Genomic DNA, 18851 nt, shown 5'->3' with positions numbered 1-18851 from the left:
GCCCGATTGTCGGCTTCACGACGAGGCACTGGCGGCCGCGATTTCGCGAAGGGCGAAGCGTTGCAGCTTGCCGGTCTCGGTCCTTGGCAGCTTGTCGACGAATTCGACGGCGCGCGGATATTTGTATGGCGCAAGCTCCGCCTTTACGTGCTCCTGCAAGGCTTTGACAAGTGCGGCATCGCCCGACACACCGGGCTTCAACACGACATACGCCTTGACGATCTGCCCTCGTTCGCGATCCGGCTGAGCGACAACCCCGCATTCCGCGACGGCCTGATGGGCAAGAAGCGTCGCTTCAACCTCCGGCCCGGCGATGTTGTAACCGGCGGAGATGATCATGTCGTCGGAGCGGGCCTGATACCAGAAATAGCCATCGGCGTCGCGGATATAGGTGTCGCCGGTAATATTCCAGCCGTCCTTCACGTAGTCGGCCTGCCTTGGATCGGCGAGATAGCGGCAGCCTGTGGGCCCGCGTACCGCAAGCTTTCCGGGTGTTCCGTCGGGAACCTCCTCGCCGTCCTCATCGACCACCCTGGCTTCGTAGCCTGGAACCGGCTTGCCCGTCGCGCCGGGGCGGATTTCCTCTTCGCGGGCGGCGATGAAAATATGCAGCATCTCGGTGGCGCCGATGCCGTCCATGATCGAAATGCCGGTCGCCTGCTGCCAATCGTCGAAGGTCGCCTTCGGCAGGGGCTCGCCAGCCGAGACGCATTTGCGAAGCGACGAAAAATCGACGCCGGTCAGCTTGGCGAGCATGGCGCGATAGGCGGTAGGCGCGGTGAACAACACAGAAGGCTTATAATAGGGGATGGCGGCGAGCAGATCGTCGGGTCCGGCTCTTTCCAGCAGCACCGCCGTCGCGCCGGCGCGGAACGGGAAGAGCACGAGCCCGCCAAGACCGAAGGTGAAGGCAAGCGGCGGCGAGCCGATGAAGACATCGCTCGATTGAGGCCGCAAGACCTCGCGCGAATAGCAGTCGCAAATTGCCAGCATATCGCGGTGGAAGTGCATGGTCGCCTTCGGCTCGCCGGTCGTGCCGGAAGTGAAGCCGAGCAGACAAACGTCGTCCGCCGCCGTATCGCACGGCGTGAATTCCGGCGCCTTTTCCGCCATCCGCGCCTCAAGGGAGCTTCCTTCGCCGCTTCCCGAATAGAGGATCGAAACCAGTTCAGGCACCTGTGCGGCCGTCTTCTCCATTTCCTCCCGCAGGCGGTGGTCGCAGAGAGCAAGCGAGATCTGCGCTTTTCCGGCGATCGCGGAGAGCTCCTTCGCGCGCAGCAACGGCATGGTGGCGACAACGGCGCCGCCGGCCCGAAGCACGGCAAAATAGGCGGCGACCATCATCGGAGAATTGGGGAAGCGCAAGAGCACCCGGTTGCCTGGCTTCAGGCCGAAATCCTGCACCAGTACATGGGCTATGCGGGCAACGGTGCGCGACAGTTCGCTATAGGTCCAGCGCAGCTCGGGCGAGATCACCGCATATTTGCCACCCAGTCCAGCCTCAATGTTCCGGTCTATCAGCTCGACGGCGCAGTTCATGCGCTCGCCATAGCCCAGGCTGTCGAGATTGATGAATTCCGGCCACTGTTCCCTCGGCGGCAGATTGTCGGCCGTGAACGTATCGACATGGGCTGACTTCACCATGACGGTCCTCTCCTGCCCTCACCCAACCTTGGCAACGTGATCGGCGATCGCCTGACGGGCGATCACAAGCTTCTGGATCTCAGATGCACCTTCGTAGATGCGCAGCGCCCGGATCTCGCGATAGAGCGCTTCGACTTTCGAGCCGACGGTAACGCCCATACCGCCGTGAAGCTGCACGGCGCGGTCGATGACGGTTTGCGCGTTCTCGGTGGCGACGAGCTTGGCAAGGGCTGCCTCGCGCGTGACGCGAGCCGCCCCCCGATCCTTGGTCCAGGCAGCGCGGTAGACGAGAAGGGCCGCTGCATCGACCTCAGCCACCATGTCGGCGAGCGATGCCTGCGTCATCTGCAGATCGGCAAGCGGCGCGCCGAAGAGCTGCCGGCTCGTCGTATGCGAGAGCGTGGCGTCGAGCGCGGCGCGCGCGAAACCCAGGGCTGCCGCCCCAACAGTGGAACGGAAGATGTCGAGCGTGGCCATCGCCACCTTGAAGCCCTCGCCCGGATTACCGAGGCGATGGCTGATGGGAACCCTGCAATTTTCGAAGGATAGCGTCGCCAGCGGATGCGGCGCGATGGTCTCAATGCGCTCCGCGATCGTCAATCCCTGCGTGTCGGCATCGACCACGAAGGCGGAAAGGCCGCGCGCGCCGGTCGCCTCGCCCGTCCTGGCGAAAACCACATAGTGGTCGGCGATGCCGCCATTGGAAATCCAGGTCTTGGTTCCGTTCAACACCACATGGTTCGGACCGTCCGGATCAGCCTGCGTTGCCAGCGCCGCGACATCGGAGCCCGCCTCCGGCTCGGAGAGAGCGAATGCGGCGAGCTTCTCTCCGCGCCCTACCGGCGGCAGATAGCGCGCCTTGAGCTCTGCAGAACCAGCCAGCGAGATTGACCCCGTGCCGAGCCCCTGCATGGCGAAGGCGAAGTCGGCAAGGCCATCGAACCGGGCCAGCGTCTCGCGGATGATGCAGAGCGAACGTACGTCGAGCGCTTCCGAGGCACCGCCGTAGGCTTGCGGGATCGCATGGCGCAGGAAGCCGGCTTTCCCAAGCGCGGCTACCAGTCGACGGCAGCTGGCGTCTACATCACCATGGTCGCTCAGGCCTGCGACATTTTCCGCGGCCCAGTGTTCGAGCGAAGCGGCCAGGTCGCGGTGGCGATCCTCGAAGAAGGGCCAGGACAGGAAGCTCTTGTCAGCCATCTCGCTTAGTCGTTCCCTGGTTCAATCGCCCTTGAAGACCGGCGTCTGCTTACTGGCGAAGGCCTCGAAGGCGCGGCGATAGTCCTCCGTCTTCATGCAGACGGCCTGAGCCATGGCTTCCGCCTCGATCGCCTGATCGACCGACATGTCCCACTCCATGTGCAGCATGCGCTTTGTCATGGCGTTGGCGAATGTCGGACCGGCGGAAAGTTCGTTTGCAAGGACTGTCGCCTCGACGAGGACCGCTTCCGGCTCGACGAGCCGATTGAAGAAGCCCCAGCGCTCGGCTTCGTCGCCCTTCATCACGCGGCCGGTATAGAGAAGCTCTGACGCCCGCCCCTGGCCGATGATCCTTGGCAGGATGGCGCAGGCGCCCATGTCGCAGCCAGCGAGGCCGACCTTGTTGAACAGGAAGGCGACCTTGGCGCGCGCCGTGCCCACGCGAAGGTCCGACGCCATGGCGATAATGGCGCCGGCACCGACACAGATCCCGTCGATGGCCGCGACGATCGGCTGCGGACAGGCGCGCATCGCCTTGACCAGTTCGCCCGTCATCCTGGTGAACTGGAGAAGGCCCGGCATGTCGCGCGACAGGAGCGGCTCGATAATTTCGAACACATCGCCGCCGGAACAGAAATTGCCGCCCGCGCCGGTAACGACGACTGTCTTCACATCGTCGTCGAATTGCAGGGCGCGAAAGAGATCGCGCAGTTCCGCGTAGGACTGGAAAGTCAGCGGATTCTTGCGCTCCGGGCGGTTGAGCGTGATCGTCGCCGTCTTGCCGGCAACCTCCAGCAGAAAGTGCCGGGGGCGGTAATCGCGGACAGGCGGCGTGATGGCATAGGTTTCCTGGCCGCGTGGCGCGTCATCAGACATTGTCCGTCTCCCCCTCGCCGGCTATGCCGGCCTGGCCTTCGATCGCTCCGCGCACGGATGCCTTGGTGCGGCCGAGCAACGCCATCAACGCGTCGACGTCGTCGTCGCCGAGGCCGGCGAAGAAATCGCCGATCCAGTCGCCATGGGCTTCCGCCATCGCCCTGAAGCTGTCATGGCCCGCAGCCGTCAGGCGCACGAGCGAAGATCGCCGGTCGCCCGGCGCCCGGCGCCTCTCCAGCAGGCCGTCCTGCAGAAGCCGGTCGACGAGGCCGGTGACATTGCCGGCGGAGACCATCATCCGCTTCGACAATTCGCCGAGCGTCATGCCGTCCGGCGCGCGCTCAAGCTGCGCCATCAGGTCGAAGCGCGGCAGCGTGACATCGAAACGGGAGCGCAGGCGCGAGCGGATCTCTGCCTCGATCAGGTTGGTGCAGGTAAGTAGCCGCAGCCAAAGCCGAAGCTCGTCCTTGTGGCCGGCGGCACCGTTGGCGCGGGTCTCCGCGTCCACCTCGCCTTCACCGAATATCGGAATATCCGCCATATCCCCCCTCACATGACCTCGCCGCCGGCAATGGCGATCGACTGACCCGTCACGCTCCTGGCAGAGGGGCTTGCGAGCCAGATGACGGCATCGGCGATTTCCTCCGGCGCAATCAGCCGCTTCTGCGGATTGTCCTTCACCATCTCCGAAATGACCTCGGCCTCGTCGCGGCCGGTCTTTTCGACGATGCGCTCGACGCTGCCGCGAAGCAGGTCCGTATCGGTGAAGCCCGGGCAGATAGCATTGACCGTTACGCCGCGCTCCGCCGTCTCCAGCGCCAGCGCTCGTGTGAGACCGATCACCGCGTGTTTCGCCGCGACATAGGCGGAAACGTAGCGATAGCCCTTCAGCCCGGCCGTCGAGGCAATGTTGACCACGCGCCCGTAGCCTTCCGCGATCATGCCCGGCAGCACCGCATGGCAGGCCGTCACCACGCTTTCCAGGTTGACCGACAGCATGCGCGAGAAGAGTTCGGGCGACGATTTCAGGAAAGGGGCGCTTTCGGCCGCGCCAGCATTGTTGACGAGGATCGCGACGCCGCCATGTGTGGCCTCGGCTTCGGCAATCGCTGCAGTCAAGGCATCGCGGTCAGTGACGTCGGCAGTCACGAAGCCATCCGCTCCGATTTCCTTCGCCACCTGCTCCAGGCGGACCGCTTCGCGCCCGAGGATCGTGACGGTTGCGCCCCTTTCGGCGAGGCGGCGGGCTATCGCCGTACCGATCCCGCGCGAGCCTCCCGTTACCAGCGCATGCCGTCCATGAAGCGGTTCGTCGCGCACGTTTTCGTCCCCACCATTGCGTCGCGAATTATTTTAAGCTTAAAATATCTCGTCGGACGACGCAAGCCGCTCCAACGTCAGCGAGCGGCGGCGATAGAGCGGGATGGCGAAAAGTGTGAGCGGTTTTCGCCGATAATCCCGCTCTAGATATTTAGAAGCGATCACGTTTTATGAGATTTGATCGGGCCGATCCAAGCTCATCGTGATCTGGTGGCAAAAGGGAGAGCTCCCATGCGGATCGAGATCATCGGCGGAGGACCGGCGGGCCTTTATTTCGCGATCCTGATGAAGAAACATAAGCCGGGCGCGGCAATCCGGGTCTACGAGCGCAACCGCGCCGACGACACATTCGGCTTCGGCGTCGTCTTCTCCGACCAGACGCTCGACACGTTCGAGGCATACGACAAGCCGAGCTACCGCGCGATCACCGAGAATTTCGCCTATTGGGACGACATAGAAATCCACTTCAAGGACAGCGTACATCGTATTGGCGGCAATGGCTTTTGCGGCTGCTCACGCCGGACCCTCCTGCTTCTTTTGCAGGAGCGGGCGCACGAACTCGGCGTTGAGATGGATTTCGAGACCGAGATCACAAGCCTGGGCCAGCTTGAAGGCGCGGATCTCATCGTCGCCGCAGACGGCATCAATTCCGCGGTCCGCGAAAGCCACCGCGAGCATTTCCGGCCGCGCGTCGACCTGCGGCCGAACAAGTTCACCTGGATGGGCTCAACCAAACCGCTCGATGCCTTCACCTTCTATTTCAAGGAAACGGAACACGGCATCTTCATCGCCCATACCTATCAGTATGAGCCGGGCCGCTCGACCTGGGTGCTGGAGACGGATCCCGAGACCTTCGACAAGGCCGGGCTCGGCTCAATGAGCGAGGAGGAATCCGCACGATTTCTGGAAGGCGTTTTCGCCGAGGAGCTCGACGGCCATCCGCTGATGATCAACCGCTCGCTCTGGCGCCAGTTTCCGATGATCCGCAACGAACGCTGGACCATGGATAACGTGGTGCTGCTCGGCGACGCGAAGTCGACGGCGCATTTTTCCATTGGCTCCGGCACCAAGCTCGCCATGGAAGACGCGATCGGCCTCTACGAGAGTTTCCGTCGCCAGAACACGGTGGAGGGTGCGCTTGCCGATTTCGAGGCAACGCGCCGCGAGGAAGTGGAAAAGACCCAGCACGCCGCCGACGTCTCGCTGGTCTGGTTCGAGCATGTGAAACGCTACTGGCCGATGGATCCGGTGACCTTCTCCTTCGGCGTGATGACCCGCTCCAAGGCGATCACCTACGACAACCTCGCACTGCGCGCGCCCGAATTCGTCAGGGAGGCGAGCCGGGCCTTCGCCAGGACCGTGAAGGCGCAAGGCTTCGACATCGATACGCAGAACCCGATACCGCCCGCCTTCCAGCCGTTTCGCCTGCGTGGAATGACCGTCGAGAACCGTTTCGTCGTCTCGCCGATGTGCATGTATTCGGCCGTCTACGGCATGCCGCAGGATTTCCATTTCGTCCACTACGGAGCACGTGCGTTGGGTGGGGCCGGACTGGTCTTCACCGAGATGACCTGCCCGTCGCCGGATGCCCGCATCACCCACGGCTGCACCGGTCTTTGGAATGACGAGCAGCAAGCCGCATGGACGCGCATCGTCGATTTCGTCCACGCCAATTCGAAGGCGAAGATCTGCCTCCAGCTCGGCCATGCCGGCCGCAAGGGCGCCACGAAGCTGATGTGGGAGGGCATGGATCGGCCCCTGCCGGACGATGAGGGCTGGCCGGTAATCGCACCCTCCGCCCTGCCCTATTACCCCGACAGCCCGACGCCGCGCGAAATGGCCCGCGCGGACATGGACCGGGTGACCGCGGATTTCGTGGCGGCGGCGAAGCGGGGCATCGCCTGCGGGTTCGACATGCTGGAGCTGCATTGTGCGCACGGCTATCTGCTTGCGAGCTTCCTCTCGCCCGTTACCAACCGGCGGCGGGACGAATATGGCGGCTTGCTGGAAAACCGCCTTCGCTTTCCGCTCGAGGTCTTCCGGGCGCTCAGGGCCATCTGGCCGAACGAGAAGCCGATGTCGGTGCGCATTTCCGCGACCGACTGGATCGAGGGAGGCATTACCGGTGACGACGCGGTCAGGATCGCCAAAGCCTTCCATAAAGCCGGCGTCGATCTGGTCGACTGCTCGAGCGGACAGACAGCACCGGAAAGCGCCCCGATCTATGGCCGCATGTTCCAGACGCCGTTTGCCGACCAGATCCGCAACGAAGGCGGGCTGGCCACCATGGCGGTGGGCGCCATCACCTCGGCCGACCAGGCGAACACGATCCTTGCCGCAGGACGCGCCGACCTGATTGCGCTAGGGCGCCCACATCTGGCGGATCCGTCCTTCACGTTGAGGGCAGCCGGCGAATGCGGCGTTCCGACAATCTTCGCGCCTGTCCAGTATGCGCCGGGCAAGTCGCAACTCTTGCGCAACGCTGAGCGAGAACGCGCCGACCTGATCGAACTGAAGCTGAAGGCCAAGCCGAAGACGCACAATCCCGCCTTCCGGGAAGCGGCGGAGTAATCCCGCCGCTCCAGTCGCGATACGATGCCTATTTCACCGATGCGTTGCCGCCGTCAGCAAAGAGTGCGGAACCGGCGACGAAACTCGCCATGGGTCCGGCCAGGAAGAGAGCCGCCCTTGCGATTTCTTCCGGCTGGGCGATCCGCTTCATGGCATGCAGTCCGGCTGCCCATTCCTTTTGCGCTTCGTCGCCCGCCATCGGCGTGTCGACGCCACCCGGCAGCAAGGCGTTCGCCCTGATCCCGCTGGCCGCATAATCGGCGGTTATGCCCTTAACCAGCCCCATGAGGGCGGCCTTCGACGCTGCATAGACGGACATTCCCGGCAGCCCGACACTGGTGCCGACGAAACTGGAAGTGTAGATGATCGACCCGCCGCCGCGCGCGAGCATGGCGGGTATCTGACTGCGAGCGCCGAGGAAAGCAGCGTCAAGATTGGTGCCGAGCGTTTCCCGCCATTCCTGTTCCGATACCTCGGCAAGAGGCTTTATCGGGCCGGTGGTTCCGGCGTTGTCGACGGCAATATCCAGGCCACCGAATTCCCTTTCCGCAATCGACACCAGACCCTCGTGTGTGCCGGGCGAAACGATGTCGCCAACGACCGCAACGGCGCGACCGCCCTGCCTGCGGATCGCTACCGCGGTTTCCTCTAACGCCGCTTCGTTTCTGCCGCTCAATACGACGGCGGCGCCTTCGCCAGCAAACGTCACCGCGATCGAACGGCCGATACCCGACGACGCGCCCGTCACGATCGCGACTTTCTCCGGCAACATACCCATTGGCTTCCCTCCTCTGCATGGAGGCTTACCAACTAGCGGGCATCCCTTTCCGTCACGACCCGTTTTGAGATCCGCATCTGCAAGCGAGAAAGGCCGCTCTCCTCCCGAAGAGCGGCCTTTCTCACGATCTGCATGCCTGAAGATCTTACAGGCGGTAGAGGATCTGGTCGGTCCAGAAACGCTCCAGACGACGCAGCGACTTGTTGAGCTGCTTGAAATCGTCCACGCCGATCTCGCCAACCTGCTCCACGGAAAGCATGTGACGGTTATAGAGATCGCCGACGATCTCCGCCACCGCGATGCCCTTGTCGGTCAGGCTGACGCGCACCGAACGGCGATCCATGCGTGAGCGCTGGTGATGGATATAACCCATCTCGACGAGCTTCTTCAGGTTGTAGGAGACGTTCGAGCCCAGGTAGTAGCCGCGGCTGCGAAGTTCGCCCGCCGTCAGCTCCGCATCGCCGATGTTGAAGAGAAGCAACGCCTGAACCGCATTGACGTCCGAGCGGCCCATCCGGTCGAACTCGTCCTTGATGACGTCCAGAAGACGACGATGCAGTCTTTCGACAAGCGTCAACGCTTCAAGATAAAGCGGCTTGATTTCTGCATCGTCCTCAACATTGACGACCTGGTCAACTGCCCTTTTTGCCGTGATCATCTGTCTTCGCCTCTATGTTTGCCTTGTAGGTGCATTATTTTTGTCACCTTGAAGCTGACCTTAGAGGAGGAAATATAAAATGCTCTTAAAAAGCAGACTGAATCAATTCTTAAATCCAGTCATGAATTCAATAGGTTATTTTGACAGTTGATTTACCAACCGCTCGCACCGGACTCAATGAAAACGGGCGGATAACCGCCCGTTCCAATTGCGGCGATCGCGGCAGGTGCATCAGGCGGAAGCCTTGCCGCGCAGGAATTTGACGATACCGGAGAAATCCGTACCCGCCTCGCCCGAGTTGCAAAAAAGGTTGTAGAGGGCGGCGGCCTCGGCTCCCAGCGGCGTGGATGCGCCGGACGTGCTGGCTGCTTCCTGGGCGAGCTTCAGATCCTTCAGCATCATGGCGGCCGCAAAGCCCGGCTGATAGTCGCGATTGGCCGGTGAAGTCGGCACCGGTCCCGGGACGGGACAATAGGTGGTCAACGACCAGCATTGTCCGGATGCCGTGGAAGAGATGTCGAAGAGCTTCTGATGATCGAGGCCAAGGCGCTCCGCCAGCACGAAGGCTTCGCTGACCGCGATCATCGAAATGCCGAGGATCATGTTGTTGCAGATCTTCGCCGCCTGGCCGTTGCCCGCGCCGCCCGCGTGGACGATGGTCTTGCCCATGACCTCCAGGTAGGGACGCGCGGCGGCAAAGCCCGCATCCGTACCGCCGACCATGAATGTCAGCGTGCCGGCTGTGGCCCCGCCGACGCCGCCCGATACCGGGGCATCGACCATGACCATGTCGGCTGCCTCCGCCGCGCTGGCGACGGCGCGCGCGCTTTCCACATCGATGGTGGAGGAATCGATCAGCAGCGTGCCGGGGCGCGCGTTCTCCAGAATTCCGTCCTCGCCCGTATAGACCTTGCGCACGTGAGCGCCCGCCGGCAGCATCGAGATCACCACGTCGGACTGGGAGACGGCTTCGGCAATGCCTTCGACCGGATTGCCGCCGGCGTCGGCGAATGCGGCCCTTGCGGCATCCGAAAGATCGAGGCCGTAGACCGTGTGCCCGGCCTTCACGAGATTGGCCGCCATCGGCCCACCCATGTTGCCAAGCCCGATAAAGCCGATCGTCGCCATGAATTCCTCCCTGATTTGCCGATCCCACCCGTTCTCGGATGGGGGCCTGTCTGAACTGCTTGCGTTCCCGAATGCCCGAAGCGCCCGGCTATTGCGCCCGGTTCTCCCGTTCCATCAGGTACAGGAGAACGAGGTAGATGAGGATCGTCGCCAGATAGAACGAGATCTCGTAAGGCCGCCGGCCATAGATGTCGGCAAAGGCGGTGTGCATCGTCACCTGGCACAAGGCGCGAAAGAGCCACATCACCGTGCCCCAGGAAACGGCGAGCCACAGGCCTATCGCCGCCACGAGGTCGAGAACGCCGAAGAAGATCGTGGCCGCCTGCCACTCCACGGGCATGTCCCAGAACCACTGCCCTCGCCAGGGAACAAAGCCGACGATGCGTGCCCAATGGATGACGCCACCGCCGAGCAACAGCAGCGCCATCGCCCGTAGATACCACAGCATCAGGGTTGACCAGGCTGGCCGGTGGCGGATGAAATCCTGAAACGAGACGATCATGGCGGCAGGGCTTTCCTGGAGGTCGCTCCCGGTCAATCAGGCGGAGAGGTCGAGGTCGCCCGATGTAGGGGCCTCAAAATGCGCGGCGACATCGCGGCTGTCCAGCGTGTCGAGGCTCGAAGGGTTCCAGTGCGGCCGATTGTCCTTGTCGACGAGCACGGAACGTACGCCTTCGTAGAAATCGTGCCCCTTCATGATCCGGCTGACAATCCTGAAATCCAGGCGCATGGCATCAGCGAAACCGAGGCCTGCGCCCTCGCGAAGCTGGCGATACGTGATCGCAAGGCTGGAAGGCGACTTGGACCGGATCGTTGCAGCCGTCTTCTGCGCGAATTCCCGGTCCGCGCCTTCGGCCTCGTCCAAGGCGGCAAGGATTTCCGCCACGCTATCCCGGCCGAAGACCTTTTCGATGAAACCGGCCCTTTCGGCAAGTGGCGCCGGCCCGGCGTCGGCGGAGGATTCGCGCAACACGCCGTCGACATCCGTTTCCCTCGTCAGCGCGTCGAGGATCTCGCTGAGGCTTTCCGATGGCGCGGCATGAGTGGCAATGCCCGTCCACAGGCAATCGGCCTGTTTCAGCCTGGCCGCCGTCAACGCTGCATACATCCCGGTCTCGTGCGGCATGCGCGGCAGGAAATAGGTGCCGCCGACATCGGGAAAGAAGCCGATGCCGACCTCCGGCATGGCGAAGGTCACACGCTCTCCCGCAATGCGGTGACTGCCGTGGACGGAAATGCCAACGCCGCCCCCCATCACGATGCCGTCGACCAGTGCGACATACGGCTTCGGATAGGTCTTGATGGCATAGTTCAGCCGATATTCATCGGCAAAGAATGCAAGCTGCTCGGGGGTGCCTGCCTTGCCGGCTTTGCCCATATGATAGAGCTGGAGTATGTCGCCGCCGGCGCAAAAGGCCTTCTCCCCCGCAGCCGTGACGAGCACGTGGCGAACGTCCGCGTCCGCCTTCCACTCGTCGAGCTTCTGCGCCAGGGCTCGCACCATGCCATGGCTGAGCGCGTTGAGCGCCTTGGGCCGGTTCAGCGTAACCACTCCAGCCTTGCCACGCTTCTCGAATAGGATCTCGTCAGTCATTCAATGCCCGTACCGCTATGTCATCGTGCCGGCGAATGCCTTACTTCGCGAACAGCTCGCGCGAAATGATCAGCCGCATGATCTCGTTGGTGCCTTCGAGGATCTGGTGCACGCGCACGTCGCGCAGGTAGCGCTCGATCGGATAATCGCGCAGGTATCCGTAGCCGCCATGCAGCTGCAGCGCCTCGTTCACCACCTTGAAGCCTGTGTCCGTCGCAAGGCGCTTGGCCATCGCCGCCATGCGGGTTGCGTCGGGCGTCTTGGCATCGACCAGCGTCGCCGCCTTGTGCAAGAGCAGACGCGCTGCCTCGAGTTCCGTCGCCATGTCGGCGACGCGAAACTGCAAGGCCTGGAATTCGGCGATGGCGCGGCCGAACTGCTTGCGGTCCTTCATGTAGTCGATGGTCCGGTCGAGACAGGTCTGCGCCGCGCCGAGCGAGCAGGCACCGATATTGAGCCGCCCGCCGTCGAGGCCCGCCATGGCGATGGCGAAGCCCATGCCCTCGTCGCCGATGCGGTTCGCGACAGGCACGCGGCAATCGGAAAAATTGACCTGCGCGGTCGGCTGGCTCTTCCAGCCAAGCTTCTGCTCCTGAGCGCCGAAGGAAAGGCCCGGTGTGTCCTTTTCCACGACGATGCAGGAAATTCCCTTCGGGCCGGCATCGCCGGTGCGCACCATCACGACATAGATATCGGCCCTGCCGCCGCCGGAGATGAAGGCCTTGGAGCCGTTGAGAACGTAATGGTCGCCCTCCAGCACCGCGCGGGTGCGCAGCGACGCGGCATCCGAACCCGAGCCGGGTTCCGTCAGGCAGTAGGCGGCGAAATGTTCCATCGAGCAAAGCTTCGGCAGCAGGCGCTGGCGCTGCTCGTCATTGCCGAATGTGTCGATCATCCACGACGCCATATTGTGGATGGAGATATAGGCGGCGGTGGAGGTGCAGCCCTTCGCCAGTTCCTCGAAAATCACCGCTGCATCGAGGCGCGACAGGCCCGAGCCGCCGACATCGTCGCGCACATAGATGCCGCCGAAACCGAGTTCGGCCGCCTTGCGCAACGTTTCCACCGGGAAGATCGACTTCTCGTCCCACTCGCGGGCGTTGGGTTCCATCTCGTCGCGCGCGAATTGCGCCGCGACATCGCGAAAGGCCCGCTGTTCCTCGCCCAGTGTGAAATCCATGGCCTGACCGTTCGCCTCCCGAATGTCCGGTACTGTGTCTCCCGACTTTTGTCGAATTGGCTTATCGGGCTCGCCGCAGGGCGTCAATCTCGCCGCATGGCCGATGCTTGCCCTTGGGTCGCGCGCGGCATGGTGATAGGTTCGCGCAAATTTTCAATCGGAGATCCGTCGATGACCGCGCATTCCCACACCCCGATCGCCCTCGGCACCACGTCGGTTGACGAAGTCGTCGGCGGCCGCAGGATGCGCCGCAACCGCCGCGCGGACTGGTCGCGCCGGCTTGTGCGCGAAAACACGGTGACGGTCGACGATCTGATCTGGCCGATCTTCCTGACCGAGGGCAACGGCGTCCGCGAGGCCGTTTCCTCCATGCCCGGCGTCGACAGACTTTCGATCGACAACGCGGTGCGCGCCGCCGAGGAAGCCGCCAAGCTCGGCATTCCGGCAATAGCGCTCTTCCCCAATACCGATCCGTCGCTGCGCGACGAAACCGGCTCGGAAGCCCTCAATCCGGAAAACCTGGTCTGCCGGGCCTGCCGGGCCGTGCGCGAAGAGGGCTTCGATATCGGCATCATCACGGACGTGGCGCTCGACCCCTATACCAGCCACGGCCATGACGGACTGATGCATGGCGAGGAGATCCTGAACGACGAAACGGTGGAGCAACTCGTCAGCCAGGCGCTGATCCAGGCGGAAGCCGGCTGCGACGTCATCGCGCCCTCGGACATGATGGACGGGCGCATCGGCGCGATCCGTCAGGCGCTCGACCTCAAGGGCCACCGCAACACGCAGATCATGGCCTATTCGGCCAAATACGCCTCCGCCTTCTACGGTCCGTTCCGCGACGCCATCGGTACCAATGCGACGCTGGTGGGCGACAAGCGCACCTACCAGATCGATCCGGCCAATACGAACGAGGCCCTGCGCGAAGTGGAACTCGATCTCGCCGAGGGTGCCGACATGGTGATGGTGAAGCCGGGCCTGCCCTATCTCGACATCATCCGCCGGGTGAAGGACACGTTCCTCGTGCCCACCTATGCCTATCAGGTGTCGGGCGAATACGCGATGATCGCGGCCGCCGCGCAAAACGGCTGGCTCGACCGCGACCGCGCGATGATGGAGAGCCTGATGGCCTTCAAGCGGGCGGGCGCCGACGGCATCCTCACCTATTTCGCGGCGGAAGTCGCCCGCAAGCTGAAAGCCGGTGCCTGAAACGGCCGACGAGAGGGTGCCTGGGGCCATGATCCCGACGCTTGAGGATATCCGCGACGCCGCCCGGGCAATCGAGGGGGCAGTGATGCGCACGCCCTTCCTGCCTGCACCGAAGCTGTCGCAACTGACCGGCGCCGAAGTCTCCGTCAAATACGAGAACCTGCAGGTCACCAACGCCTTCAAGGAGCGCGGCGCGCTCGTCAAGCTGCTGTCGCTGACGGAAGATGAGCGGCGACGCGGCGTGATTGCCATGTCCGCCGGCAACCATGCCCAGGCGGTCGCCTATCACGCGGCAAGGCTCGGCATACCGGCGACGATCGTCATGCCGCGCCCCACCCCCTTCGTGAAGGTCAAGGCGACGCGCGGCTATGGCGCGCGCGTTGTGCTCGCCGGCGAAATGCTGACCGAGGCGCAGGCGGAAGCCGAACGGCTCGCCAGCGAGGAAGGCCTCGTCTGGGTGCACCCCTATGACGATCCGCATGTGATCCGTGGCCAGGGCACCATCGCGCTGGAAATGCTGGCCGACGATCCGACGCTGGAGGTGCTGGTGATCCCGGTGGGCGGCGGCGGGCTGATCGCCGGCATGGCGATCGCAGCCAAGGCGTTGAAACCCGGCATCGAGATCATCGGCGTGGAGACGGCCCTTTACCCCGGCCTGTGGGGCGCGCTGAAGGGCAAGCCTGTCACCTTCGGCGGCCCGACGCTGGCCGAAGGCATCGCGGTGAAGAATATCGGCAAGCTGACGGAGACGATCGCCCGCCAGGTCGTCGACGATATCCTGCTTGTCGAGGAACCGGCCATCGAGCGCGCCGTCAACGCCTTCCTGACACAGCAGAAGACGATGGCCGAAGGCGCGGGTGCGGCGGGACTTGCCGCCCTGCTCTCCGAACCCGAGCGCTTCAGGGGCCGCAAGGTGGGGCTCGTGCTGTGCGGCGGCAATATCGACCCGCGTTTGCTCTCTTCCATCATGGTGCGCGAGCTGGCGCGCGACGGACGCATCATCGCCATCCGCATCGCAGCGCCCGACCGGCCCGGCGTGCTCGGCGATATCTCCAGCATCATCGGCGAGCTCGACGGCAACATTCTCGGCGTCTCGCACCATCGTCTCTTCCTCGATGTGCCCGCCAAGGGTACGACCCTCGACGTGACGCTGGAAACCCACGATGCCGAGCATGGCGAGCGCATCACGAAGGCCCTGGAAGCACACGGCTACCGCATCCGGCACCTGGATGTGGCCGAGGCCATGGTGTGAGGCTTGGCTCCGAACGGCCCAATTTGACAGTATGGCCTGCAGTTCCCATCTGAAAACAAGACCGACCTCTTTCGGAAGGCAGGCGAATGTCCACGGAATCCGCTGAAACCCGCGTCGATATCTATGATCCGCTGACCCGGCCGGAGCTGTTCGACGGCGTGCGCTCCAGACGCGTCTTCGCCTTCTTCATCGACGTGATCGCCATCGCCATCCTGACGGTCGGCGCAGGTATCCTGGTCTTCGTGCTCGGCATCTTCACGCTCGGCCTTGGCTGGCTGCTCTATGCCATTCTCTGGCAGACGGTCGCGCTTGCCTATTGCGCCTTCACACTGGGTGGTCCGAACGCCGCAACACCCGGCATGCGGGCGATGGGCCTGGAAATGCGCCTGTGGTACGGCGCCAAACCCTACCCTCTGCTTGCCGCCATGCATTCGATCCTGTTTTGGTTCTCGGTTGCCATCATCACGCCGCTGGTCCTGCTCGTGACCTTCTTCAGCGACCGTAAGCGCTTGTTGCACGACATGATTCTGGGGACGCTGGTGATGAACGCACCCGCGCCGACACGTCCCGATTGAGGATCGGTTTTTCGCCTGAAGCCCCTAAAAGGAAAAAACATCCACACAAGCTCTGCCTGGACGGCCATCTAATCCGTCGACCGCAAACGCATTAAGCCTTAGCTTACGCTTTCGAACCGGCCGCTGGAGTGCCGGAAGAAAGCAAGGGGCCCGGGCCGACGCATGAGTTTCGCCGACCTACCCATGATTTTGACGCTGGTGGTTATCGGCGTCACGGTTGTCCTTTATGCCATGGAACGCATTGCCATCGAGCTTGTCGCTCTTGGCTCCGTGGTGGCACTGATCCTGGTCTTCACGCTGCTTCCCGTCGGCCCGGCCGCCGGGAAAATCGATCCGGGCGATCTCCTCGTCGGCTTCGCCAACCCCGCCCTCATCACGGTCATCTGCCTCCTGATCGTCGGCCAGGGCCTCTTTCAGACGGACGCCCTGGAAAAGCCCGCACAACTGATCGTCTACATGAGCCGGCGTCGGCCCTGGCTCGCCGCCGGGCCGATCCTGCTGGCGGTCGGCGCGACAAGCGCGTTCCTGAACAACACGCCGGTCGTGGTGATGTTCCTGCCGATTCTCTCCGCCGTGGCGGTCGCCCAGGCGACACCTGCCTCACGCTTCCTGATGCCGCTATCCTTCATCGCCATTCTCGGCGGCATGACGACGCTGATCGGCTCCTCCACCAACCTGCTGGTGGCGACGGTCGCGGCGCAATCGAGCGATGTGAAGTTGAGCTTCTTCTCCTTCACCCCGCTTGGCGTCCTGCTGGCCGGCGTGGGCGCGGTCTATGTGCTCTTTCTCATGCCCTATCTGCTGCGGCCCCGGCAGACCATGGCCGAGGAGATCCAGGTCGTCTCCGGCAAGCAGTTCATCGCCCAGATCAATATCACCTACGGGCATCCCCTGGTCGGCGTCGCGTCCGTCTCGGGCCTTTTCCCGGAACTGAAGGACATGACGGTGCGTCTCGTCCAGCGAGGCGAACGGCCGATCCTCCCCCCGTTCGAAAACGTCACGCTGTCGCCGGGAGATACCGTGATCGTTGCCGCCACCCGCGCCGCCCTGATGCAGGCGCTATCGCGGCGCAACCCGCTGATGGGCGGCGAACGCTCGGAGGGCGGCGACGCGGAGGCTTCCTCTATCGCATCCGCCGATTCCCTGACGCTTGCCGAGGCCGTCGTCGCCCCGGCCTCGCGCCTGATCTCGCGCACGATCGCGCAATCCGGCTTCCATGCCGACACCAACTGCGTCGCTATGGGAATCCAGCGGCGGTCTCGCATGCCACGCATGGCGATGAACGATATCCGCCTCGAAGCAGGCGACGTGCTGCTGTTGGCCGGCGGCAGCAACGACATTCAGCGGCTGCGCGGCAATCGCGACGTGTTGCTGCTCGACTGGTCGGCCGCCGAGGTTCCGCGCAAGCGGCACGCCCCGACGGCGCTTGCCATATTCATCGCCGTGGTGCTCGCTGCAGCCTCCGGCCTCGTCCCCATCGTGACGACGGCTCTGGCAGGTACCTTTGCGATGATCGTCACCGGCTGCCTGAACGTTCGCCAGGCGATGCGCGCCATCGACAGCCGCATCTTCATGCTGATCGGTGCTTCGATTGCCGCTGCGACCGCTCTGGAGGCGACGAACGGCGCCGCGGCGATCGCGCGCCTGCTGATCGATCTGATGGAAGGTCTGTCACCGGCAGTTATGATGTCCGGGCTTTTCCTTCTCGTGATGATCCTGACGAACATCCTGTCGAACAACGCGACCGCGCTGCTCTTCACTCCGATTGCAATCAACATGGCCAACGATCTGGGTGTGCCGGCCGAAGGCTTCATCACCTGCGTGATCTTTGCCGCCAACTGCTCCTTCGCCACGCCGATCGGCTATCAGACCAATCTGATCGTCATGGGCCCGGGCCACTATCGCTTTTCGGATTTCGTCATCGCGGGCGTGCCTCTGGCCATCCTCCTCTGGATTACATTCACATTCACGGCGCCAATGTATTATGGTTTCCACTATGCGCAGTGATACGCTTCGAAAGAAGCGGCAGCGCCGGATGGAAATGCGTCGGAGTGGCGAGCGTGACGCGGCATACGAGCGAGACACCGCAGTTCTACCTGACGGCCCCCTCGCCCTGCCCCTATCTCAAAGGACGGCAGGAACGTAAGGTCTTTACGCATCTGGTCGGCCCGCAGGCCTCGGCGCTGAACGACATCCTGACGCAAGGCGGCTTCCGTCGCAGCCAGAACATCGCCTATCGGCCCGCCTGCGAGAACTGCCGCGCCTGCGTCTCGGTCAGGATCGTGGTCGACGGCTTTCGCTGGACGAAATCTTTCCGGCGTGAGATGCGCAAGGCGGCCTACCTCGTCGGTCACGCCACGCCGCCCGCGCCGTCTTCCGAACAGTACGACCTTTTCCGCCGATATCTCGATACACGCCATGCCAATGGCGGCATGTCCGACATGACGGTGCTCGACTACGCCATGATGGTCGAGGATACGCATGTGGAGACGATGGTGATCGAGTATCGAAGGCGCAGCCCCGACACTTTCATCACCAGGCGCGGAGACGGGCCGCTGGCTGCCGTTGCGCTGACCGACCGGCTGAGCGACGGCCTGTCGATGGTTTACTCGTTCTACGATCCGGACATCGAGGCACCCAGCATGGGCACCTACATGATCCTCGATCATGTCGAGCGGGCGAAGGCGATGGGCCTGCCCTATGTCTATCTCGGTTACTGGGTCGATGGCTCGAAGAAGATGGCCTACAAGGCCCGCTTTCAGCCGCAACAGCACCTGGGCGCGCAAGGGTGGCGGGAAGTCGATGCCGACAACGGCGAATGATCGTTTTTTGACTTATCGGTGATTTTTCCGTCTCGAAGCGT

General features: G+C 63.4%; 16 protein-coding genes and 1 pseudogene. 6 read left to right on the top strand and 11 right to left on the bottom strand.

The window, feature by feature from the left end; all coding sequences use genetic code 11:
• Positions 1–15: 15 nt before the first annotated feature.
• Genes H2509_RS05930 through H2509_RS05910 form a run of 5 tightly spaced genes read right to left on the bottom strand, consistent with a single transcriptional unit; the run spans position 16 to position 5040 of the window.
• Positions 16–1644 carry a benzoate-CoA ligase family protein gene (locus H2509_RS05930; RefSeq protein ID WP_182163258.1) on the bottom strand — a complete coding sequence of 543 codons (1629 nt, stop codon included), beginning with the start codon at positions 1642–1644 and terminating at the stop codon, positions 16–18.
• Between the two features lie 18 nt (positions 1645–1662).
• On the bottom strand, positions 1663–2844 hold the full coding sequence (locus H2509_RS05925; protein WP_182163256.1) for an acyl-CoA dehydrogenase family protein: 1182 nt from the start codon (positions 2842–2844) through the stop codon (positions 1663–1665).
• Positions 2845–2865: 21 nt separating this feature from the next.
• Entirely contained in the window at positions 2866–3720 is an 855-nt protein-coding gene (locus H2509_RS05920; RefSeq protein ID WP_182163254.1) for an enoyl-CoA hydratase family protein, read from the bottom strand.
• Complete coding sequence (locus H2509_RS05915) at positions 3713–4261, bottom strand: MarR family winged helix-turn-helix transcriptional regulator (protein ID WP_182163252.1); 549 nt, start codon at positions 4259–4261, stop codon at positions 3713–3715. Before H2509_RS05915 ends, H2509_RS05920 begins: the two co-directional genes overlap by 8 nt.
• Before the next feature lie 8 nt (positions 4262–4269).
• Positions 4270–5040, bottom strand: coding sequence for an SDR family NAD(P)-dependent oxidoreductase (locus H2509_RS05910; RefSeq protein ID WP_182163250.1), 771 nt, complete (start codon positions 5038–5040; stop codon positions 4270–4272).
• Positions 5041–5271: 231 nt separating this feature from the next.
• Here H2509_RS05910 and H2509_RS05905 point away from each other — a divergent pair, with 231 nt between their 5' ends.
• Positions 5272–7611: a bifunctional salicylyl-CoA 5-hydroxylase/oxidoreductase gene (locus H2509_RS05905; RefSeq protein ID WP_182163248.1), complete on the top strand. Its 2340-nt coding sequence runs from the start codon at positions 5272–5274 to the stop codon at positions 7609–7611.
• Between the two features lie 28 nt (positions 7612–7639).
• Here H2509_RS05905 and H2509_RS05900 read toward each other — a convergent pair whose 3' ends face one another.
• From H2509_RS05900 to H2509_RS05875, 6 genes and pseudogenes are all read right to left on the bottom strand, one after another.
• Complete coding sequence (locus H2509_RS05900; RefSeq protein WP_182163246.1) at positions 7640–8389, bottom strand: SDR family oxidoreductase; 750 nt, start codon at positions 8387–8389, stop codon at positions 7640–7642.
• 145 nt (positions 8390–8534) lie between these two features.
• On the bottom strand, positions 8535–9047 hold the full coding sequence (gene ldtR / locus H2509_RS05895; RefSeq protein ID WP_182163244.1) for a transcriptional regulator LdtR: 513 nt from the start codon (positions 9045–9047) through the stop codon (positions 8535–8537).
• A gap of 231 nt (positions 9048–9278) precedes the next feature.
• Positions 9279–10199, bottom strand: a pseudogene (gene mmsB, locus H2509_RS05890) (3-hydroxyisobutyrate dehydrogenase); the annotation flags it as partial.
• A 64-nt stretch (positions 10200–10263) separates the two neighbouring features.
• Positions 10264–10677: a DUF6163 family protein gene (locus H2509_RS05885; RefSeq protein ID WP_182163240.1), complete on the bottom strand. Its 414-nt coding sequence runs from the start codon at positions 10675–10677 to the stop codon at positions 10264–10266.
• A 36-nt stretch (positions 10678–10713) separates the two neighbouring features.
• Entirely contained in the window at positions 10714–11769 is a 1056-nt protein-coding gene (locus H2509_RS05880) for an enoyl-CoA hydratase/isomerase family protein (RefSeq protein ID WP_182163238.1), read from the bottom strand.
• Between the two features lie 40 nt (positions 11770–11809).
• Entirely contained in the window at positions 11810–12949 is a 1140-nt protein-coding gene (locus H2509_RS05875; RefSeq protein WP_182163236.1) for an isobutyryl-CoA dehydrogenase, read from the bottom strand.
• Positions 12950–13120: 171 nt separating this feature from the next.
• On the opposite strand from H2509_RS05875, the gene hemB reads away from it, so the two are divergent.
• The 5 genes from hemB (at position 13121) to H2509_RS05850 (ending at position 18810) form a co-directional block, all read left to right on the top strand.
• Positions 13121–14161, top strand: coding sequence for a porphobilinogen synthase (hemB, locus tag H2509_RS05870; RefSeq protein ID WP_182163234.1), 1041 nt, complete (start codon positions 13121–13123; stop codon positions 14159–14161).
• A gap of 28 nt (positions 14162–14189) precedes the next feature.
• Positions 14190–15413, top strand: coding sequence for a threonine ammonia-lyase (locus H2509_RS05865; protein ID WP_182163232.1), 1224 nt, complete (start codon positions 14190–14192; stop codon positions 15411–15413).
• Positions 15414–15499: 86 nt separating this feature from the next.
• Positions 15500–15988 carry an RDD family protein gene (locus H2509_RS05860; protein WP_182163230.1) on the top strand — a complete coding sequence of 163 codons (489 nt, stop codon included), beginning with the start codon at positions 15500–15502 and terminating at the stop codon, positions 15986–15988.
• A 162-nt stretch (positions 15989–16150) separates the two neighbouring features.
• Entirely contained in the window at positions 16151–17995 is a 1845-nt protein-coding gene (locus tag H2509_RS05855; RefSeq protein WP_182163228.1) for an SLC13 family permease, read from the top strand.
• 53 nt (positions 17996–18048) lie between these two features.
• On the top strand, positions 18049–18810 hold the full coding sequence (locus H2509_RS05850; RefSeq protein ID WP_182163226.1) for an arginyltransferase: 762 nt from the start codon (positions 18049–18051) through the stop codon (positions 18808–18810).
• Positions 18811–18851 lie beyond the last annotated feature (41 nt).

The organism is Stappia albiluteola, assembly GCF_014050225.1.
Classification (GTDB): domain Bacteria; phylum Pseudomonadota; class Alphaproteobacteria; order Rhizobiales; family Stappiaceae; genus Hongsoonwoonella; species Hongsoonwoonella albiluteola.
Note: the sequence above shows the minus strand (reverse complement) of the source record. Positions and strands in the feature narration are given on the sequence as shown.